The organism is Undibacterium pigrum (genome assembly GCF_003201815.1).
In the GTDB taxonomy this organism is placed as follows: Bacteria; Pseudomonadota; Gammaproteobacteria; order Burkholderiales; family Burkholderiaceae_D; genus Undibacterium; species Undibacterium pigrum.
The window spans coordinates 273,928-294,163 of record NZ_QJKB01000007.1; the positions used below are offsets into that span (position 1 = coordinate 273,928).

Here is a 20,236-nt window from a genome sequence, read left to right on the forward strand (position 1 = left end):
GCATCAAGAAACGCCAGTTTGAGCATGGCTGGCGGCCTTATCAGCAACAATCCTGATGTTCTTCATCATCCACCGCCACAGTCGCCCGCAACAACTTGGCCGCCTGCACCATGTTTTCCAGAGCAGCTATCGTCTCTGGCCAGTCGCGGGTTTTGAGGCCACAATCGGGGTTGACCCAGAGGCGGGCGTCGGGGAGTACGCTGCGGGCTTTTTGTAGTAGTCTTTGCATTTCGCTGACTTTGGGGACGCGCGGCGAATGGATGTCGTAGACGCCGGGGCCTATGTCGTTAGGGTAGGCGAATTCGCCAAAGCCGTCGAGCAATTCCATGTCAGAGCGTGAGGTTTCTATGGTGATGACGTCGGCATCCATGGCGGCTATCCAGGGCAGGATGTCGTTGAATTCTGAATAGCACATGTGGGTATGGATTTGCGTATCATCCCTGACGACGGCAGAACTCAATTTAAATGCGCGTACTGCCCAGTCGAGGTAAGCGGACCAGTCTTGCTGTTTCAATGGCAGGCCTTCGCGGAAGGCGGGTTCGTCTATCTGTATCATGCCTATGCCAGCTTTTTCAAGGTCGGCGACTTCATCACGCAGGGCCAGGGCGATTTGCAGGGCGGTGGTGGAGCGCGGCTGGTCGTCGCGCACGAAAGACCATTGCAGCATGGTGACGGGGCCGGTGAGCATGCCTTTCATGGGTTTGCTGGTGAGTCTCTGTGCGTATTCGCTCCAGCTGACTGTCATGGCTTCTGGCCTGTACACATCGCCATAGATGAAGGGCGGTTTGACACAGCGTGAGCCATAGCTTTGCACCCAGCCATTCAGGGTGAAGCCATAGCCCCAGAGTTGCTCGCCGAAGTATTCGACCATGTCATTGCGTTCTGGCTCGCCGTGGACCAGTACATCAATGTCCAGCTTTTCTTGTTGCTCAACGACGAGGCGGATTTCTGCGCGCATGGCTTCGAGGTATTCGAGGTGGGACAAATCACCGCGCTTATAGGTGGCGCGGGCCTGGCGTATAGTCCTGGTTTGCGGGAATGAACCTATGCTGGTCGTGGGAAACAGCGGCAGGGCAAAGCGTTGCTGTTGCTGGCCTATGCGCTGCTTGAATGCATTGTGGCGGGTGACATCCTGCTCGGTGATGGCGGCCAGACGTTTTTGTACGATGGGATTGTGGATGCGTACTGATTTGCGGCGGCTGGCGATGGCCTGGTCGGCGGCTGTGAATTGATGCGCGACTTTATCTGCATTGCCATTCAGTGCCTGTTTCAGGGCGACGACTTCATCGAGTTTTTGTGTGGCAAAGGCGAGCCAGCTCAGGGTTTCTGCATCGATTGCAGTTTCTGTTGCGAGGTCTACAGGTACGTGTAGCAAGGAGCAGCTTGGGGCCAGCCACAAGTTGTCGCCGAGTTGTGCGTGGACAGCGTGCAAGTCGGCCAGCAAGCTGCTGAGGTCGGCACGCCAGATATTGCGGCCATCAATAACACCGGCAGACAGGACGCGGCCTTGCGGCCAGTTAGCCAGCAGGGTGCGCAATTGTTGTGGTGCGCGTACCAGATCCAGGTGCAGGCCAGTGATGGGCAGGGCGTGTAGCAGGGCGGTGCGCTCTTGTACTGATTCAAAATAGGTGGACAACAAAACCTTGGGCGTATTTTGCGCCAGGGCATTGTAGGACAGGATAAAGGCATCCAGCCAGGCGTTATCCAGGTCCAGTGCGAGTATTGGTTCGTCTATCTGTACCCATTCCACCCCTTGTTCTTGCAGGCGTGCCAGCAGGCGCTGGTAGGCGGGAATGATCCTGGGCAGCAAATCCAGTTTATGTGTCAGGCCACTTTTGATTTTGCCGAGGTAGAGCAAAGTCAGCGGACCAATCAGGGTGGCTTTTGCGGCATGACCCAGGGACTGTGCTTGCGCCAGTTCTTCAAACAGCCAGTCTGTGCCGCCATCAAAGCTGGTATCTGCTGTCCATTCTGGTACGAGGTAGTGGTAATTGGTGTCAAACCACTTGGTCATTTCCATCGCAAAATGCTGAGGGTTACCACGGGCGGCGAGGTAATAATCTGCTAGCGTCAGTTGTTTGGCATCAAAGCCAAAGCGGCGGGGCAGGGCACCCAGCAGGGCCAGTGTGTTCAAGACCTGGTCATACCAGGCAAAGTCGCCAACGCTGACGAAATCCAGGCCCGCCTGCTTTTGCAAACCCCAATGGCGGGCACGCAGGTCGCTGCCGGTTTCACGCAAAGTCGCTTCGGTGATGTCGCCGCGCCAGAAGGATTCTTGTGCAAATTTTAATTCTCTTTGGGCGCCGATACGGGGGAAGCCAAGTGTGTGTGCGATGGTCATTTGTTATTCTCCAATCATATTGAGCTTATGATGGGTTAGAATTGATTATGATTCAAACGACATATTTTAAGAATTAACTTGAATTTCATTCATAATGCAATCGATACTAGAGCTACGCCACCTTAAAACCCTGCATGCCCTGCGTGAATCCGGCAATTTATTGCGGGCCGCGGTCTTGCTGAATGTCACACAGTCTGCCCTGTCGCACCAGATTAAGTTGCTGGAAGAGCATCATGGCGTGCCGCTGTTCGAGCGCAAGACGACGCCCATACGCTTCACGCCTGCCGGTGAACGCCTGCTGCAACTGGCCGACAGTATCCTGCCGCAAGTCGCCAATTGCGAACGCGACCTGGCACGTCTGGCACAGGGCGTGGCAGGGCAATTGCGTATTGCGGTGGAATGTCATACCTGCTTTGACTGGCTCATGCCTGCCATGGACTTGTTCCGCCAGCGCTGGCCTGAGGTGGAGTTGGATATAGTCTCCGGCTTCCAGGCTGACCCTGTAGGGCTGCTGTATAGCCACAAGGCGGATGTTGCCATCGTGTCGGAAATGGATGCGGATGAAAGCGTGGCTTATCATCCTCTGTTCCGTTTCGAGATTGTCGCCTTGATCGCCAAAGACCATGCGCTGGCCAAGCGTGACTATCTGGTGGCGCAAGACTTTGCGACTGATACCCTGATCACCTATCCTGTACCTGATGAAATGCTGGACGTGGTACGCCAGGTCTTGAAGCCCGCCGGGATAAATACCACGCGCCGCACGACCGAGCTGACAGTCGCCATGCTGCAACTGGTCGCCAGCAAGCGCGGCATTGCCACCCTGCCGGTGTGGGCCGCGCAAAATTATGTGAACCGCGATTATGTACTGCCCAAGCGCATTACTGCGGATGGTTTGACTGGCAGACTGTATGCAGCCTGCCTGCCAGATTTGTCGGCCAAGGCTTATTTCAGTGATTTTGTGACGACGATACGGGAGAGTAGTTATTTGAATTTGCAGAGTATAGAGTTGACTTGAGCTTGCTGCGATTGAGTGATAGTTCTTGTGTTCGTCTGGTGTGAATGTATTTCGTGCGCCATTTTACTCTGTCGTTTTTGCATCCCATCCAGCAATAAACGCATCCTGTCCATTTCTTCTTGTTCATGCATCCGGTATCTCCTACATTCACGTGATTTATTAAACAGGAGATAAGACATGGTGAAATGGGTAAACTGGATTTTACTTGCAAGCGTAACGACGCCCGCCTTGGCGCAGGCGCAGCTTGATCTGACGAAGCTGGATCGCGATATGAACGGGCCTCGTGCCCAGGTACTGGTGTTGGGGACTGTGCATTTGAACAGCATGCCAGCCAGCTTCAAGCCTGCATCGCTGGACGGTGTGCTCGATAAGCTGGCGAAATTCAAGCCAGAGATTATTACGATAGAAACTGAGTCTGGTGAAGAATGTGATATGGCTGCCCGCCATGTCGCCAGGTACGGTGCCGACTATTGCGCATCGGTCGAAGTGGCCAGGCTGGCTACCGGACTGGATGCGCCAGCGGCGATGCTTGAAGCAAACAAGATGCTGAAGGCATGGCCAACTCAGGCAACGGCGGCTCAGCGCCGTCGTCTTGCTGCCTTGTTCATGGCATCTTATGACATGGCTTCTGCCTATGTGCAGTGGTTGCAACTGCCAGAAACTGAACGCCGTGCCGGGGATGGTTTGAATGAGGCGCTGGTAGAGAAACTCATACAGACCTCAAAGAGCAATAACGAAAATTACCAGATTGCTGCTCGTCTGGCAGCGCGCCTGGGATTGCAGCGTGTATATGCGGTGGATAACCATACAGGTGACCGTATTGATGTGCCTGACATTAAAGCCTTTGTACGCGCAATAGAAAATGCCTGGGCGGCCGGTAGTACGCTGTTAAAAGAGTGGGAGAAACGGGAAGCAGAATTGTCAGGTGCGACAGATCTTTTGCCTTTGTATCGCTACATCAGTGAACCTGAGGGTTTGCGCATTTACGCAGAAGCCAATGTTGTGCCTGCGATGCGCGCCAAATCACCTGAGGCTTACCCGCAGATGTGGGTAGCTGGCTGGGAGATACGCAATATGCGCATGGTCGCCAATATTCGTGAAACTTTCCGTGAACGCCCGGGAGCCCGTGTGCTTTCTGTCGTAGGCCTTTCCCACAAACCCTGGTTTGATAGCTGGCTGGGACAGATGCAGGGAGTCGATATCGTGAATGCAGCAGATGTGCTGAAGTGAGGTGCTCACTGTTGATGGTGTTGATTTTTCGTAGGAGCGGCTTTAGCCGCGAATGCTCTGTTGCATGCGCTATACGTGATCAAGCATTGCTGCATTTGCTGTTCGCGGCTGAAGCCGCTCCTACAGAGGAATTGCGCTGGTTTTATTGGCTGGTCATTTCTGCATGTGCGGCTTCATCTTCAGAGAATTTCTCCAGCCCGCGGGCCAGTGATGAGACGCTGGGGTTTTCTACAAAGACGCAGCGTTTGCCTGTGCGTTTGCAAAAATCCTTGACGCGCCAGTAGGCGGTGTGGCTGATGCAACCGGTCTGGCAGATGACGAGGTCGGCGGCGGCCAGGCTGGCGTCGAGCAGGCTCTGGTTGTCTTCAAGGCCACCATCATGGTGGGCGAAGCGGCCGCCTATGCGTTCTATGAGATCACGGTAAGTCGGTACATTGCCACTGCGGCCACCTACGCACAGCACGGTCTTTTGCTTCAGGTGCAGGGTGATGGGGTAGATCTTTTCTTCGGGCTGTTGCCTGCTTTGCTCGGCTGCCTGTTCTTGCATATCTGCGGCGGCCTTGTTGGCTTCTGCGAGTTTTTGTTTTAGCTCGCGTACCTGGTTTTCCATTTCGGTCTGGCGTTCAGCCATCTGCTCGATTTTCTTGAGCAGGCGCTGGCGGGTTTCCAGTTCTGGCACTTCTGCCTTGAGGGCGGCGATATCGCAACTGAGGAAGTGGATACTGCTGTCCTTGCCTATGTTTTCTGCACGTAATTGTATGAGCTGGGTATTCTGTTGTTCTATCTCGCGGGTTTTTTCTGCCAGGGTGTGCTTATGTCTTTCCTGCACGCGACCAAGTTCACGGGTCAGCAGTTTATTCTGCTCTACCAGGGCATTGAAGCGGTTAATATCAATGCGCACGCTGGCACCGGCCTGGTGTTGTAACATATGCATGTCGCGGCACAGGCCATCCTGTAATTCGGCATTGCAACGCGGGTGTGTCAGCGCAGCCCAGAAGGCGCCAGCAACATCGCCCTTATCGATGGCTGCCAGCCACATGTGGGTCACAGCTTCTACCGTCTTGGCGGCGCGAAACTCCTGTATGGTGCGGGCATAGCGCTGTTCCAGCTCTTGCTGTATGGTTTCTGACAGGCGGTTGCGGCGGCCACATTCTGAGATGGCGCCTACATGTATCTCATAATCTTCGGCAATGGCCTGGCCATTCATGGCCTTGTTGACGATGCGGCGCAACGTAGGCAGTGGTATGCAGACGCCGATGACGGGGCAATGGCATTCATGCGACAAATCCCAGATGCGGCGACGGCGTGAGCCTGCCGGTGTGGTCTCGGTTGTTAATGCCTTACTGTGTTTGTCGTGTTCACACATACTTCACTCCTTGGGTAAGGGACGATGCAAAACAGCCAGATTTACTGCGCTTGCCGACTTGCAGCGGGCGATTTTGCTTCTGTCCGTTTAATGCATTTTTTTGCCCGGTGCTATCTCAAAGCCAGTGACGTGAGGTGCTTCCGCTTTTTTGGGCAGGCGGGCTTCATAGCTTTCTATATTTAGCTGGGCTTCGGCCATCATGTAGGCGAGTACACGGAAAGCCTCTACATCAAAGCGTAACGACACATGATTCAAGGACAGATGAACCACGCCGCATTCTGGGCAGATCATGATTTCGCCTACTTTGCTTGAGGCCAGGCCCAGGTGTTGGCAAGCGTTGGCTGATGGCTGATGTTTCATGTGTTCCTCTGAGTGTGGATTAAGATGAAGCCTTGGGTGCGGGTATGCTGGCGCATGGATCAGCACGGGTATGGGCTTTGACGACATGGCTGCTGTCATACATGCCAGCTTTTTCTGCTGCAGTTTCAGATGATGCTTCTATATAGCCGTGGACTTGCACGCCGGCTTGCTGGCTGGTGGGCAGCCATGCAGGTACACCAAGATCACGCCTGACGTGGCCATTGCCAGCCAGCAGGACGACGCCACGGTCTGCATTGTCGGTGACGATTTTGGCCATGATGACATCGCGCGCGACTTGTGCCCTGACCATGCTGGGGACGATATTGTCGGGCATCTTGCCGCAGTGGCCGCCTTCGATGGCGGCACGCTGACCATCGACGATGGCGGTAGGCAGGGGCTGGTCGAGCTTGTAACTGCTGATGGTGTTTTTGTCGATCACTGCGGCATAGCCCTCACGCATGACGCGGGCAGCATCGGCACGTGACAGGTTGGCGGCCAGTAGCGGCAGCTTGTAATCGATGGCAAGCTGGATGACGGGACGGTAATGCGGCCATTCCCAGCGCTTGTTGCCGACCCTGGCGATGATGCAGTCGGCATCGGTGCAAGTTGTCTGTACCTGGGTGAGTTCAGCCTGGTTTTCGCGGTCGAACTGTTCCATCGCGATGGCGGGGCGCCAGCCTGCGACGACCAATTTTTTCAGGTCGACATAGCGTTGTGCATGCCCTTCGGGATTGTCATGTACTTCGCCAAGGAGCAGGATGTTGCTGCTGACTGGTTTTTCAGGCTGGGTCGCGCATGCTGACAAAAGGCTGGCGGTGGCCAGGGCTGCGGCTACACTTGTGAATCGAGTTAAATTACGCATTGCTGCATGTATCCCTTGTGTCAATTTCCTGGCCTATGAACCACAAGACGCCGCTTGGGTCTGTGATGGTAAAGTCGCGCATGCCATAAGGCTGTTCAACGACTGGGGTCAGGCGTACCTGGTATTTGTCTGCAATGCCGGATGAGGCGATGAACTCGTGCCAGATACTGACGTCATCGACCAGGATGTACATCATGAAATTATTGGTATGGTCAGCGACATAGAACTCTTGCAGCATGAAGCTGCATTGCGCATAGTTGAGATGGGCAATGCCATCTTCACTGAAGACGACTTCAAATCCCAGATCCTGGTAAAAGGCCAGAGAAGTGTCAAAATTCTTTGCAGGCACAAAGGCCTTGATTTCCTGCATCTTCGGTTTTTGCATGATCTCTCTCATTCGGCAATATGGTTTGCTATGCGCTTTTCCTGGCGCGGGATGAGGCGCGCAAGGGGGTGACCAGCAAATCACCTTCTTCATTGTGCATGCAGGTCAGGGCAATATTGTATAAGTCTTCCAGCGCTGGTACTGCTTCGCGGTTGCTGGCGATATCAGCAACGAGCTGGCCATTCTTGACTAACAGCAGACGTTCGAACGCCTGCATGGCATGGTTGATGTCATGCAGGATGGCGACGATGGCATGCTGGCGTTCTGTCGCATATTCTTCGAGGCTGGCGAGCAGGTCAAATTGCAGGCCGGGGTCGAGTGCTGCCAGCGGCTCATCGACGAGTATCAGGCCATCGCGCTGATCCAATAGTTGTGCAAAGATGCGCGCCAGTTGTATGCGTGCCTGTTCACCGCCAGAGAGACTGTCAAAGCGGCGGCCCAGCAAATGGGCCGCATGCGCCATGGCCGCTGCTTGCCTGACTATGTTTGCCAAATCAGGGTCATGCGCTCGGCTGACACGACCCAGGCTGATGACCAGATCAGTCTCCAGGCCAAAGGCCACGTCACTGTTTTGCGGCAGGACGGCGCGCAGGCGGCTGAGTTCCATCAAGGACCAGCTTGCCAGCGGGCGTGACTGGAAAGCGATGTCGCCGCTGCTGGTTTTCAATTCACGGGACAGCAGCTTCAGCAGCGTGGATTTGCCTGCACCGCTGGGGCCGAGTATGGCGACTTTTTCTGCTTTTGCTATGTTCAGGTTGAAAGGCCCAAAGTCTTTCTTGCCCAGCCTGGCACAGACGGCGTCAAGCTGGAGCAAACCCTGTTGTGTGGTGGTTTTCATTAACATGATTGTGTAGACGATTCAGGCTAAGCGACCACGTGCATTACGCAGCAGGATCAGGAAGAAAGGGCTGCCCAGCAGGGCCGTGAAAATACCCACTGGCACTTCAGCCGGGATGGCGATGCAGCGTGCCACGGTGTCGGCCAGCAGCAAGAGCAAGCCACCCATGAGCATGGAACGCGGTATTACCTGTCTTTGATCTGGCCCACCCATGGTGCGAACCAGATGCGGGGCGACCAGGCTGATGAAGCCTATCATGCCGCACCAGGCTACCGCAAACCCGGTCAGTACTGCGACCAGCACAATGACCTGGGTGCGCAAGCGGCGTACATCAATGCCGACATGGGCAGCCGCAGCTTCGCCCAGGGCCAGGGCATTCATGGCGCTGATCATGCGCCTGATCCACCACCAGGCTGGCAACAGCAATGCCAGTAACAGGCCAGCAGCCAGCCAGCTAGCACCTGCCAGAGAACCCAGGGTCCAGAAACTCAGGTTGCGCAATTGCTCGTCCGTTGCCAGGTAAGTGCACAGGCCCAGCACGGCAGCACCCAGGGCATTGAGGGCAATGCCAGTCAGCAGCAGGCCAACGATAGAGCCAGGTGAAATCCAGCGCGCCACACGATCAAGTGCAAAGCAAACCAGCAGCGCGCCGCTGAATGCGGTGACAGGCAAGATCCACATACGCCAGGACATGGGGATAGGCAAGTGTATGCCTGACAGGACAACGATACTCAAACCCGCAGCCGCAGCCGCACCGGCAGTAATGCCCAGCAAATTGGGATCTGCCAGCGGGTTGCGGAACAGGCCTTGTGTCAATGCACCTGACATGCCGAGTGCTGCACCAACCAGCACTGCAAACAGGGCACGTGGCAGGCGGATATTCCACAAGACATAGCTGCTGCCAGTCAAAGTCTGGTCGTCGCTGAAATCTAGCAGAGTCAGCCAGTCTTGCAATTTGACAGGCACGGCACCGAATTGCACACTCAGCAGTAAAGCGACAAGCAGGGCGATACTCAGCACCAGCAGCAGGCCAGGCCTGCCGCCTTGCAAAAGCTTTGCCTTTAAACTTGGTGGCATTTCACCAGACACGGCTACTGAGGCTTTCATGCCTGCATAGCCTTGATGATTGCGCTGTCAAGCTGGCTGATTGCCGATGGCAGACGCGGCCCAAAGCCCAGCATGAGCATGGCTTCTTGTGACAGCACGCGGCGCTTGCGGCCTGCCGGTGTTTGTTCTACACCCGGCAATTTCAACACAGACTCTATGCCGCCCGAGGCTTTCAGGCCCTGGTCAGTCACGAGGATGATGTCGGGCTGGGCTGCGATCATGGCTTCTGGTGTCAAAGGCTTGTAGCCGCTGAAACCGCTGCTGCCGTTAGCCCCAGTCAGGGCATTGCTGGCACCAGCATATTCAAGCACGGCATGGGCAGCGGTTTCACGACCTGCCACCATGATCTGGTTAGGTGCATGAGCAAGGATGAATACGGCTTTGGGGCCTTTGCCTTTGCGCTGCTCTATCGGCGTGCGTACCCTGGTCCATTCTTGCTGCAGGCTCTGCATCAGGGTAGCGGCCTGGGCTTGTGTGCCAGTCAGTTCACCAATCTGCTTGATGCGGTCGAGCACGCCTTCAAACTTGTGATGAGCTGGCAAGACCGCCAGTGGTATGCCGGAGGATGTCAACTGGCGTATTACAGCAGGCGGGCCTGCATCTTCGCTGGCGATGATTTGCGTTGGTGCCAGGGCCAGTACACCTTCTGCCGACAGGGCGCGGGCATAACCGACGTTAGGCAGTTTTTGCACGCTCTCAGGGAAGTTGGAAGTGGTATCGACGGCAACCAGGTCATTGCTGGCATTGAGGGCGAAAATGATCTCGGTGATTGCCCCACCCACGCTGATGATGCGCTGCTTGCCTTTGCCGGTTGCGGCTTGGGCAAAGGATGGCAACAGGCTGAAACCAGCCAAGCCCGCCAAACCTGCCAGTTGCATCAAAGCCTGCCTGCGCAGGTGATTTGTTGTACTTATGCTGCGCATGTCTGGCTTTCTGACAAGAGGTTGTCGATCAGTGCACGCCATTCGCAGAGTTCTGGCTTGCCGGGTTTGCGTTCGCCAAAGAACATGGCGATGGTTTCGCCGTCGGCATCAAACAATTCCAGTGAAGTGACGAGGCCATCCGTGGTTGGTTTTTTGACGACCCATGCACTGGCGATATGGTCTTCACGCAGATGCAGGTTGAAGCGTGGGTCAAGCACATTCACCCATGGGCCCATTTTGGCAATCTTGCTGACCGGGCCGGAGTGGATTTGTATCATGCCGGCATTGCCGGTAAATACCATGATAGGCACGGCTTCGGCAGCGGCTGCCTGCAACAGGTCCTGGCAACTGCTTACATCAATTTGCTGTACAAACTGGGCATCAGCCACGCGCAATGCCTGGGTACGTGTCACGGCAAATTTTTTCATGAGGCCAAAGAACTCATGGGTGTCACGCAAGGATGCCCAGGCCTGACGGAAGCCGGTGACGTCGATATCCTTGTCAGCCAGTTCCAGCATTTTTTCTGCGGCGTCTTTTGTTTGTATGCCGGTTTGCTGTTCAACAGCGGCAAAGCTGGCGACTAGCGCTTCATACGCCTCTACATTGCTTTGTGGCTTGATGAAAATCTTGTGGATGGCAGTGCCGGTCGCATCATAGAATTGCAGGCTTTTTTGTTCGCTGCGCTCTTCGCCGCTTCCTGTTTGCTCTGTCACGGCAAAGCCAAATGCCCATTGCTGATAAAAAATCCGCAAATCGATTTCACCTGCCAGCACCAGGCCGACATGGTGGTTGTGGCTGATTTTGCTGTAGGTGCCTGTTTTTTCATGGACGCAGGAAGGATTGCGTGTCAGGGCCATGACTTCGCCCAGACTTTCTACCGCGGCGATAATTTCTGGCCACTCTGCGCGCAGGCAGGTGGCACGCAGCAGGCATTTGCTTTCTATGGCTGCCGTGCCTGCGTGGGCGGCGATCAGCTCGCCTTCACTGATCTCCAGGGTTTCGGCGATGTCACGATGTCTGGCTTTTTTCTCGCGGCGCATGCTGGCGAATTCTTCACGTACTTTAGCATTTTGCTGCAGGTTCAAATGTTGGGCTGGCATGACGGTTCCTTCTTAAAAGTCGTAACGAACTGATACCTGGGCATTCCGGCCAGGGGCGGTGTAAGCATCTTTGACGTTGGTGTTGTCAGCCAGGCCGCGTACATCAGACCAGGCCCAGTATTTGGTATCAAAGACATTGTTGAGATTGGCATTGACTGTCAGATTAGGCATAGGTTTCCAATAGACACCGAGATCGACGACGTGGTAAGAACCTGGTGCAAACTGTGTTGTCGCTGCTGGTGCGATTCTGTCTAGCTGCTTGCCTTGATGATGCTGGAATTGCGCACGTGCCCCCCAGGCTGCTGTGTCATAGCGCAGGCCTGCCAGGAATTTCATCGGGTTGATGGTGTCGAGTGGTGTTTTTACGCCAGCAACTTCGCTGTCGCCCTTGGTGTAGGAAACACCGGCAGTGGCTTGCCAGTTACTGTCGATTTGCAATTCTGCACGTGCTTCTGCACCACGGATTTGCGCCTTGGCCAGGTTGATGTACTGGAATACCAGTGGGTCAACCGCAGTGCCTGTGCCACGCACTACTTGCTGGCTGATGAAGTCTTTATAGCTATTGTCAAATGCGGCGAAGGAATAACGCAAACCCTGCACCTTGCCACGGAAGCCAATCTCAAAGCTGTCAGCACGTTCTGCTTTCAGTTGTGAATTGCCTATGCTGGTGTAGCCAGATGCCAGGTTGGTGAAGCCATTGTTGACCTGGTCAGGAGTCGGTGCGCGAAAGCCCTTGGCGAATTGTGCATAAGGTGCAAAGGCAGTATCGAGTTGCCATACCACGCCCAGGCGCGGTGTGACTGCGCTGTCAGACAGGGTAGCGACTGCACCTGTGTAGCCCGTGCTGGATGGGGCGAGTTTGTAATGGTCATAACGCAGGCTGGGGATGATGCTGAATTTGCCAGCTTCTATCTCATCCTGGATGAAGGCACCAGTGACCGTGTAAGTCGTGTCAGGGAAAGGCTTGGCCGGGAAGGTTTCACCAAATGGTGCTACCGTGCCATCACGCAGGCCAGTGACTTCAGTGCGGTTCCAGTCAAAGCCATAGCTGAGTTTTTGTTCTACAGCACCAGAGAAATTGCTTTCCATGATGTTGGACAAACCTACTATCTTGGTGTTGTAGTGATTGTCGCGGGTGCGGTCTGCGGCGGTGTTCCTGTCTTCAGCAGAGTATTGGCTGACCTTGGCATCTTGCCAGTACAGGCGTGTCTCGGCATTGTGCAACCAACTGGAGTTCAGGTTTTTATAACGGTGCGCCAGGCTGAGTTTATTGCGCTCTACCTTGTCGCGGGTATCCAGGTCCAGGGTGCTGGTGGATGCCAGCGGCGGGACGGCGCGAGCAGAATAAACATCAGTATCCTGCGTGCGTTTTTGCGCTTCCACGCTGGCTTCGATTTGCTGATTGCCATCGATTTTAAAAATTGCTTTACCGAGCAGGTATTGGGCGTTGAAATCAACGGGATTTGGTTTAGTGCGATTGACGTTTTTGGCGTCATTGTCGGCACGGTTTTCTGTTTCATGACCACGGCGGTCGCTGAGCAGCAGCAAACCTTGCCAGCTACCATTATCGCCGGCTATAGCGGCAGTATTGCGCCATGAGCGGTCTACTGTGGCATAGCCAGAACGCACGAAGCCGCCAAAAGACTGGCCTTTTTTGAGCAGATCAGACGGGTCCAGGGTGCGGAAGCTGACTGCACCAGCCAGACCATCGCTGCCGAACTGTGTGGAGGTAGGGCCACGCAAAATTTCTACTGCCTTGATGCCATCGAGTTCAAGGAAATCACCACGGCCTGTCGCAAATGCGCCAAACGAAAAACTACCCGGTACACGCGTACCATCCACCAGCATCAAGACCTGATTGCCTTCCAGGCCGCGGATATTGATGCCTTCATTACCAGCGCGACCAGTGGAGCTGCCAGCCGCTGTAAAGCGGGTAGGGGCAGCACGCACGCTGATGTCGAGCTCATTGCGGAACAGGTCTTTGATATCGCGCCCACCTTCTTGCTCTATCCTGGCAGCAGGGATGACGGTGACGGTGTTGGGCACGCTATCGACTGTCCTGGCGGTACGCGTAGAAGTGACAGTAATGTCTTTGAGAGTAGTTGCTTCTGTCGGAGGGACCGGGCCTGGTGTTTGTGCAAAAGTTGCTGCCGGAGCCATGCCCCATGCCATACCCAGTGCCAGGGCGATTTGCGTCTTGCTTAGCATCGTGTTTCCTAATAATTAGAAAAATTGAACACTGGCTAGCGGCGACTGGCTGGTGCGTATCATGATCGACTCCATAGCCCGCACGTTCATTGCACCGTGCTTGAGGCTGGGAGCATCGTAAAAAGGGGAGTTTTTACGACTAATATATTTTAATCGGATTTATTATAAATGAGAATCATTCTCAGTCGCAAGTGCAATTGAGATTTTCTTTGTGAGTACTTTTAATTGGGGAATTTAATGCGACTGGGTTGCCCCACCAGCCCTCACCAGTGCTGATCTGGGCCTGGCAGGCCAGTTCAACGCCTTCATCTTCAATGACTACACCGCCACCGGTGGTGAGGTAGCCGGTACCATGGCAGTAGGCCATAACTTCAACGTCTCCGCCTTCAGCATGGACACCACTCAGAAGAACTACCAGGGCATGTCACTCATCGTCGGTAATCAACTTACCTTCAATGGTGGCTCTACCCATGGCAAGGCCACCTATGGCAGCAGCAAAAACGTCAACAACCTCCAGCAAGGCGATACCGTCGTCAAAGCCGCACCCCCATTCAGCTTTGCCGACAACAAAACCCAGCTGACGGATCTGTCGACTAACCTGGCAGCACAAACCGCCAACGGCAAAACCAGCATCCAGTTCAACGGCATGACCTTCCAGGGAGATGGTACAAGCGGCACCCAGATCTTCAATGTCAAGGGAACAGACCTGCTGAACGTGACTTACGCCAACTTCGTCAACCTCACACCGGGACAGACACTTATCATCAACGTCACCGGTGACAGTGGTATGCAAGGCGGCATGCCAGATGGCTTCAGGAACTACAACACTTTATTCAACTTCAGCACCGCGAAGAAACTCACCTTCACCAATGTTGCCCTGAACGCCAGCATCCTTGCACCACTGGCAACAGTCAGTGGTGGTAGTGGTGTGGTCGATGGCAATGTTGTGGTGAACAACTGGAACAGCAATGTCTACATCGCGAACAACCGCAGCTTCCAGGCGGCGGGTATGCCGACCAAACCAGCACAGTCACAATCCAGTGCCATGGGCATGTCAGTTGCTGCAGCGAATCCGTATGCGACGGCAGTGAGCCCGGCTACACCGGCTACGACGACGAATAACAAGAGCACAAGCTTGACGGCGACGCCTATGCAGGCGACTTCTGGAAGTAGTGCGATTGTGATTCCGGCGGCTAGTTCATCGTCGTCAAGTACAGCGGCGAAGAGTAGTGCAAACACAACTGCAACCGCAGCAGCAACGGATGGTGATCTGGCGATGGCGGCTTTGCTGGATAGTTTGGGGAATTCTCTGGGGAGTGCTTTGCAGGCGCAGATGGATAAAACGTTGCAGAAAGGGCTCAATTAATCAAGTTACATCCTTACGGTTTTGCTTGGCAGTGCCTGAAGATTCAGCACTGCATTAGAGTTGGTTTGTTAGTAATTTTGCGATCTGTCGCGAAAAAATTGGCTACTCTGAGAGAGGATTGGCCCGACCTTGATCGCCGTCGTTAATAGGATGTGAAAATTAGTATGCTGCATCGTATCGCTATTGAATAATTGCAAACATATTTAATATGCTCTATTTGTAAAATAGAATATTTTTATATATTGTGTTCTTTTTTACCGGCAGCTTATCAGTGCCATAGATTTTAAAATTTTAATGAATATATTTAATGTATCTTGATAGATAAATGAGAATATGATGAGTGACCATAATAAACCAAAAATTGGTAGCCCTATTATAGGTCTACGTAGTGAGTGGCATGATGAAGCGTATATTTCCCCAAGTTTGCTTGGAGGTGAGGTGCTGTTGTTTGGTAGGAGCGAAAGGCGTAGAAATGTTGAGCTTGCCGAAATTGCTATAGGCGAGGAAATTTTAGTGTATTGTGCTGATACTAAAGAATTCGCTTATAGCAAAGTAATAGATATTCAAACCCAAGAAAATGTACCATCATTCTTATTGTATTACGAAGGTTTTGACGAGGCAGACAAAGATTTACTAACACTTGAGGCTGCGTGTACTTTGCCGGTTTTTGTTGTTGAAAAAGGGTGGACAATGATGAGTGCTTTACAAGCAGGTGACAAATTTTTGTCATTTGACCGAAATGCATTTCGTGCATCATTTTCGCAAGATAAAATTGCAGTCCTTCAAAGTAAGGAGCTGACCGTATTTGGTGTTAAAAAATCGGGAAAGAAAAAAAAGATGTACAGCATCAAATTAGCAGACAAACACAGTTACTGTGTTGGAAATGCTTCAATTCTGGTGCACGATAGTAGCAATTTCTCTTTGGCAAGTACAAACACAAGTAATAAAATTATTGATAGCCAAGATATATTTAGTGTCAGTGGGTGTGGTAACAGTGAACTTGTTGTAGATGGGAATGATGGAATATGGGAGGTTGATCAAGTATTTCCGGGATTTAGCTTAAAATCGCGTTGCGAAACAACAAATGAATTAACGTCTGTGAACGTGCAGTATCGAATATTTCATCAGGAAATGGAGCGGTGTTGGGTTTGGTACATGCACAATGGGAATGAGCGTTTTGTTGATGTAACTTGTACTCAAGAATTTCTAATTAAGGAGCGTGGTTGGATTCGTGCGGTAGACCTCAAGTCTGGCGACGCTCTTGAATCTGGCTCAGGTAATGTGACCGTTATTTCGTCGATCCAGACAGAATGGGATGGCGAACCTATGGATGGAAATTATTACTCATTTATTCTAACTGGTAGCAATAGTTTTTGTCTTGGCATTGATTCAGAGATATGTGTACGTGGTTTAAATTTAAAGAATGTCTGATTTGAGCCTTTAAATAAAAGTGTGTAAGTTGTAGTAGCGCCCTGTTCAGTTAAACCAAATCCGTTCGCCCGATTAGCAAATTTTGAAAAAATTGGCAGAAGTTTTGCTTTAACTGAACACAAACCCGGCTGACTTTTAATCATGTGAGCAATTAGATTTACTATCCTGATTAAAATTTGAGCAAATTATTTGTCCAAGGCGAGCTTCACCCTAAATAGCAAAGCTGCTTGATTAAAATACACATTTCGATCCAGGGAGGATTTTCTGACGCCCCAAATAATATCCTGTAACAATCCAACTCAAGCCTCAAACAGATGTACTTATGCGTATGAATGCTTGCTCTGACTTCAGAAGGCGTGTATTCGTGCAAATTCTGATGTGGCCTGATCAAATTATGCTAAGTCATAAAATTTCTTAATAAACAGTCCAGCATCAAGACATCCACAAGTACACTTATTCACCAGTGCCCACCTTGGCCTGGCAGGACAGTTCAACGCCTTCATCTTCAATGACTACACCGCCACAGGAGGAGAAGTCGCAGGCACCATGGCAGTAGGACGCAAATCAACGTCTCCGCCTTCAGCATGGACACCACCCAAAAGAACTACCAGGGCATGTCCCTGATCGTCGGTAATCAGCTCACCTTCAATGGTGGTTCTACCCATGGCAAAGCCACCTATGGCAGCAGCAAAAACGTCAACAACCTCCAGCAAGGCGATACCGTCGTCAAAGCCGCACCGCCATTCAGCTTTGCCGACAACAAAACCCAGCTGACCGACCTGTCGACTAATCTGGCAGCCCAAACTGCCAATGGCAAAACCAGCATCCAGTTCAACGGCATGACCTTCCAGGGAGATGGTACAAGCGGCACCCAGATCTTCAATGTCAAGGGAACTGACTTGTTGAACGTGACTTACGCCAACTTCGTCAACCTCACACCGGGACAAACCCTCATCATCAACGTCAGCGGTGACAGTGGTATGCAAGGCGGCATGCCAGATGGCTTCAGGAACTACAACACCTTATTCAACTTCAGCACCGCGAAGAAACTGACGTTCACCAATGTCGCCCTGAACGCCAGCATCCTCGCACCATTGGCAACAGTCAGTGGTGGTAGTGGTGTGGTCGACGGCAAAGTCGACTCCAACCTCGCCACCGTCAGCCTCACTGTGACGGCCGTTGCCCCGCCAGCACTCACCAGTGCTGATCTGGGCCTGGCAGGCCAGTTCAACGCCTTCATCTTCAATGACTACACCGCCACAGGAGGAGAGGTTGCTGGCACCATGGCAGTAGGACGCAACTTCAACGTTTCCGCCTTCAGCATGGACACCACCCAAAAGAACTACCAGGGCATGTCCCTGATCGTCGGTAACCAACTCACCTTCAATGGTGGTTCTACCCATGGCAAGGCCACCTATGGCAGCAGCAAAAACGTCAACAACCTCCAGCAAGGCGATACCGTTGTCAAAGCCGCACCCCCATTCAGCTTTGCCGACAACAAAACCCAGCTGACAGACCTGTCGACTAACCTGGCAGCACAAACTGCCAATGGTAAAACCAGCATCCAGTTCAACGGCATGACCTTCCAGGGCGACGGCACCAGCGGCACCCAGATCTTCAATGTCAAGGGAGCTGACTTGTTGAACGTGACCTATGCCAACTTTGTCAACCTCACACCGGGACAGACCCTCATCATCAACGTCACCGGTGACAGTGGCATGCAAGGCGGCATGCCAGATGGCTTCAGGAACTACAACACCTTATTCAACTTCAGCACCGCGAAGAAACTGACGTTCACCAATGTCGCCCTCAATGCCAGCATCCTCGCGCCATTGGCAACAGTCAGTGGAGGCAGTGGTGTGGTCGATGGCAATGTTGTGGTCAACAACTGGAACAGCAATGTCTACATCGCCAATAACCGCAGCTTCCAGGCGGCGGGCATGCCGACCAAACCAGCGCAGTCACAATCCAGTGCCATGGGTATGTCAGTTGCTGCAGCGAACCCGTATGCGACAGCAGTGAGCCCGGCGACACCGGCTACGACGAACAGCAAAACCACAAGCTTGACGGCGACGCCTATGCAGGCAACGTCGGGAAGTAGTGCGATTGTGATTCCGGCGGCTAGTTCATCGTCGGCAAGTACAGCGGCGAAGAGCAGTGCAAACACAACTGCAACCGCAGCAGCAGTGACCGATGGCGATCTGGCGATGGCGGCTTTGCTGGATAGTTTGGGGAACTCGCTGGGGAGTGCTTTGCAGGCGCAGATGGATAAAACGTTACGACAACAGTAATACGAAATTGGAGGAGAGTGAAGTCTTTCTTGAAAGATTTCGCTCTTCACGGCGTACTTTTTGCGATTGATGTAAGATTTAAATATAGATTATTTGGGAGTATTTATGGCACGTATTATTTCTCGGTTGGTAGAGCCAGATGAGCTGCAGTTGAAACTACTTGACATCGTTAAACAACATGGCATTGAATGTTGGGAAATTGTTTATTATTCTGATTGGGAAATATATGATGTTCATTTTGACGATATAACTAATGATGAAGTCTCATTTTATCGTTGCACTCTCGAACAGTGTAGTTTCGCGGATTTTTCCCCCGCATATCATAATTTTAATAATTCAACACTTGTCGATGTTACGTTTTCCAAAGCTGGGCTGAAAGAAAGTCTTTTTTCTGAAGTGAATTTTAAAAATGTAACTTTCGATAATGCAAATTTATTGAAGGTTATTTTTATGGATGCCATTTTCGAGAATGTTTCTTTTGCCAACGCAGAACTTTTTAAAGTTAATTTTTATGGATGTGATTTACGGCATATTAATTTTGATAACGTGGAGATGAGATACACAAGATTTGCAAATTGTTTATTAAGCGATAGTTTGATGAATCATCCGAATGGCGCATGGGATGATTCTTCTGCCGAAAAAAAACTGTTTATAGTACATTGAGCTGTAGTAGTTTCGATTTAATCGGACAGTAAGTTGCTGCTACCCTGTTCAGCGTTAAGTTAAACCAAATTCCTTAGCCAGACCTGCAAACTTTGCAATCAGTGTGTACAACTAAATTTGTTCGCCTGATTAAAAATTAAACAAATTATTTGTTCAAGACGAGTTTTATCTGAACAACTAAACTGTCCACTTAATACATATTTTGCTTCAACAAGGATTTGCTAACGCCGCAAATAATACCCCTGCAACAAACCATTCCAAGCCTCCAACGGATGCGCAGATTTAGGCGGTTGAATACGGGGCAATACCTCTCTAGACTTCATCTGGTGTGTATTCGCGTAGGTGTTGATCCGGTCTGATCGAGTTATACTGGGCTATAAAATCTTTCAATAAACAGCCCAGCATCAAGACATCCACAAGTACTGCTTATTCACCAGTGCCGATCTGGGCCTGGCAGGCCAGTTCAACGCCTTCATCTTCAATGACTACACCGCCACAGGAGGAGAAGTCGCTGGCACCATGGCAGTAGGACGCAATTTCAACGTCTCCGCCTTCAGCATGGACACCACCCAAAAGAACTACCAGGGCATGTCCCTGATCGTTGGTAACCAGCTCACCTTCAATGGTGGCTCTACCCATGGCAAAGCCACCTATGGCAGCAGCAAAAACGTCAACAACCTCCAGCAAGGCGATACCGTCGTCAAAGCCGCACCCCCATTCAGCTTTGCCGACAACAAAACCCAGCTGACA

At 52.2% G+C, this 20,236-nt stretch carries 19 protein-coding genes; 8 read left to right on the forward strand and 11 right to left on the reverse strand.

What is annotated here, in order from left to right:
• Nucleotides 1–40: 40 nt before the first annotated feature.
• Nucleotides 41–2,341, reverse strand: a complete 2,301-nt coding sequence (metE, locus tag DFR42_RS20230; RefSeq protein WP_110256842.1) for a 5-methyltetrahydropteroyltriglutamate--homocysteine S-methyltransferase — start codon at nt 2,339–2,341, stop codon at nt 41–43.
• Nucleotides 2,342–2,432: 91 nt separating this feature from the next.
• Between metE and DFR42_RS20235 the strand changes: the two genes are divergently transcribed.
• Together DFR42_RS20235 and DFR42_RS20240 are read left to right on the forward strand one after the other, a co-directional pair.
• Entirely contained in the window at nt 2,433–3,356 is a 924-nt protein-coding gene (locus tag DFR42_RS20235) for a LysR family transcriptional regulator (RefSeq protein WP_211324373.1), read from the forward strand.
• A gap of 177 nt (nt 3,357–3,533) precedes the next feature.
• Nucleotides 3,534–4,586 carry a DUF5694 domain-containing protein gene (locus tag DFR42_RS20240; protein ID WP_110256844.1) on the forward strand — a complete coding sequence of 351 codons (1,053 nt, stop codon included), beginning with the start codon at nt 3,534–3,536 and terminating at the stop codon, nt 4,584–4,586.
• Nucleotides 4,587–4,728: 142 nt separating this feature from the next.
• Here the strand turns inward: DFR42_RS20240 and DFR42_RS20245 are convergent, their stop codons facing one another.
• The 10 genes from DFR42_RS20245 to DFR42_RS20290 all read right to left on the reverse strand — a co-directional run bounded on the left by DFR42_RS20245 (nt 4,729) and on the right by DFR42_RS20290 (nt 14,102).
• Nucleotides 4,729–5,952 (reverse strand): DUF2325 domain-containing protein, encoded by a 1,224-nt coding sequence (locus tag DFR42_RS20245; protein WP_110256845.1) that lies wholly within the window; start codon nt 5,950–5,952, stop codon nt 4,729–4,731.
• Between the two features lie 87 nt (nt 5,953–6,039).
• Nucleotides 6,040–6,312 (reverse strand): hypothetical protein, encoded by a 273-nt coding sequence (locus DFR42_RS20250; RefSeq protein ID WP_110256846.1) that lies wholly within the window; start codon nt 6,310–6,312, stop codon nt 6,040–6,042.
• 19 nt (nt 6,313–6,331) lie between these two features.
• Nucleotides 6,332–7,174 (reverse strand): ChaN family lipoprotein, encoded by an 843-nt coding sequence (locus DFR42_RS20255; RefSeq protein WP_110256847.1) that lies wholly within the window; start codon nt 7,172–7,174, stop codon nt 6,332–6,334.
• Nucleotides 7,167–7,559 carry a VOC family protein gene (locus DFR42_RS20260; RefSeq protein ID WP_110256915.1) on the reverse strand — a complete coding sequence of 131 codons (393 nt, stop codon included), beginning with the start codon at nt 7,557–7,559 and terminating at the stop codon, nt 7,167–7,169. The genes DFR42_RS20255 and DFR42_RS20260 overlap by 8 nt, the downstream gene beginning before the upstream one ends.
• Nucleotides 7,560–7,587: 28 nt before the next feature.
• Nucleotides 7,588–8,397 carry an ATP-binding cassette domain-containing protein gene (locus tag DFR42_RS20265; RefSeq protein ID WP_245937027.1) on the reverse strand — a complete coding sequence of 270 codons (810 nt, stop codon included), beginning with the start codon at nt 8,395–8,397 and terminating at the stop codon, nt 7,588–7,590.
• A gap of 21 nt (nt 8,398–8,418) precedes the next feature.
• Entirely contained in the window at nt 8,419–9,504 is a 1,086-nt protein-coding gene (locus tag DFR42_RS20270; RefSeq protein WP_110256849.1) for a FecCD family ABC transporter permease, read from the reverse strand.
• Nucleotides 9,501–10,427, reverse strand: coding sequence for a heme/hemin ABC transporter substrate-binding protein (locus DFR42_RS20275; RefSeq protein ID WP_110256850.1), 927 nt, complete (start codon nt 10,425–10,427; stop codon nt 9,501–9,503). Before DFR42_RS20275 ends, DFR42_RS20270 begins: the two co-directional genes overlap by 4 nt.
• The gene (locus DFR42_RS20280; RefSeq protein ID WP_211324369.1) at nt 10,415–11,527 is read right to left on the reverse strand and encodes a hemin-degrading factor; all 1,113 of its coding nucleotides are present in this window, start codon (nt 11,525–11,527) and stop codon (nt 10,415–10,417) included. Before DFR42_RS20280 ends, DFR42_RS20275 begins: the two co-directional genes overlap by 13 nt.
• 12 nt (nt 11,528–11,539) lie before the next feature.
• Nucleotides 11,540–13,735 (reverse strand): TonB-dependent hemoglobin/transferrin/lactoferrin family receptor, encoded by a 2,196-nt coding sequence (locus DFR42_RS20285; RefSeq protein WP_110256851.1) that lies wholly within the window; start codon nt 13,733–13,735, stop codon nt 11,540–11,542.
• Between the two features lie 181 nt (nt 13,736–13,916).
• Entirely contained in the window at nt 13,917–14,102 is a 186-nt protein-coding gene (locus DFR42_RS20290; RefSeq protein WP_110256852.1) for a hypothetical protein, read from the reverse strand.
• Between DFR42_RS20290 and DFR42_RS20295 the strand changes: the two genes are divergently transcribed.
• The 6 genes from DFR42_RS20295 to DFR42_RS30015 form a co-directional block, all read left to right on the forward strand.
• Entirely contained in the window at nt 14,043–15,101 is a 1,059-nt protein-coding gene (locus DFR42_RS20295; protein WP_342766854.1) for a choice-of-anchor A family protein, read from the forward strand. The genes DFR42_RS20290 and DFR42_RS20295 overlap by 60 nt on opposite strands.
• A 336-nt stretch (nt 15,102–15,437) precedes the next feature.
• Nucleotides 15,438–16,532 (forward strand): hypothetical protein, encoded by a 1,095-nt coding sequence (locus DFR42_RS20300; protein WP_110256854.1) that lies wholly within the window; start codon nt 15,438–15,440, stop codon nt 16,530–16,532.
• Between the two features lie 477 nt (nt 16,533–17,009).
• A complete protein-coding gene (locus DFR42_RS30010) occupies nt 17,010–17,156 on the forward strand; it encodes a collagen-binding domain-containing protein (RefSeq protein ID WP_425450894.1) in 147 nt (48 codons plus the stop codon).
• Nucleotides 17,096–18,823 (forward strand): choice-of-anchor A family protein, encoded by a 1,728-nt coding sequence (locus DFR42_RS20305; protein ID WP_281275187.1) that lies wholly within the window; start codon nt 17,096–17,098, stop codon nt 18,821–18,823. Before DFR42_RS30010 ends, DFR42_RS20305 begins: the two co-directional genes overlap by 61 nt.
• A 105-nt stretch (nt 18,824–18,928) precedes the next feature.
• Nucleotides 18,929–19,486 carry a pentapeptide repeat-containing protein gene (locus tag DFR42_RS20310; RefSeq protein ID WP_110256856.1) on the forward strand — a complete coding sequence of 186 codons (558 nt, stop codon included), beginning with the start codon at nt 18,929–18,931 and terminating at the stop codon, nt 19,484–19,486.
• 474 nt (nt 19,487–19,960) lie between these two features.
• Nucleotides 19,961–20,236: collagen-binding domain-containing protein (locus tag DFR42_RS30015; RefSeq protein ID WP_425450895.1), on the forward strand; the 276-nt coding region annotated here is incomplete at its 3' end.

Coding starts and splice junctions, on each gene's coding strand:
- metE (WP_110256842.1), bottom strand. CDS start 2,341: ATGACCATCGCACACACACTTGGCTTCCCCCGTATCGGCGCCCAAAGA.
- DFR42_RS20240 (WP_110256844.1), top strand. CDS start 3,534: ATGGTGAAATGGGTAAACTGGATTTTACTTGCAAGCGTAACGACGCCC.
- DFR42_RS20245 (WP_110256845.1), bottom strand. CDS start 5,952: ATGTGTGAACACGACAAACACAGTAAGGCATTAACAACCGAGACCACA.
- DFR42_RS20250 (WP_110256846.1), bottom strand. CDS start 6,312: ATGAAACATCAGCCATCAGCCAACGCTTGCCAACACCTGGGCCTGGCC.
- DFR42_RS20255 (WP_110256847.1), bottom strand. CDS start 7,174: ATGCGTAATTTAACTCGATTCACAAGTGTAGCCGCAGCCCTGGCCACC.
- DFR42_RS20260 (WP_110256915.1), bottom strand. CDS start 7,559: ATGCAAAAACCGAAGATGCAGGAAATCAAGGCCTTTGTGCCTGCAAAG.
- DFR42_RS20265 (WP_245937027.1), bottom strand. CDS start 8,397: ATGAAAACCACCACACAACAGGGTTTGCTCCAGCTTGACGCCGTCTGT.
- DFR42_RS20270 (WP_110256849.1), bottom strand. CDS start 9,504: ATGAAAGCCTCAGTAGCCGTGTCTGGTGAAATGCCACCAAGTTTAAAG.
- DFR42_RS20275 (WP_110256850.1), bottom strand. CDS start 10,427: ATGCGCAGCATAAGTACAACAAATCACCTGCGCAGGCAGGCTTTGATG.
- DFR42_RS20280 (WP_211324369.1), bottom strand. CDS start 11,527: ATGCCAGCCCAACATTTGAACCTGCAGCAAAATGCTAAAGTACGTGAA.
- DFR42_RS20285 (WP_110256851.1), bottom strand. CDS start 13,735: ATGCTAAGCAAGACGCAAATCGCCCTGGCACTGGGTATGGCATGGGGC.
- DFR42_RS20290 (WP_110256852.1), bottom strand. CDS start 14,102: ATGGCCTACTGCCATGGTACCGGCTACCTCACCACCGGTGGCGGTGTA.
- DFR42_RS20300 (WP_110256854.1), top strand. CDS start 15,438: ATGAGTGACCATAATAAACCAAAAATTGGTAGCCCTATTATAGGTCTA.
- DFR42_RS20310 (WP_110256856.1), top strand. CDS start 18,929: ATGGCACGTATTATTTCTCGGTTGGTAGAGCCAGATGAGCTGCAGTTG.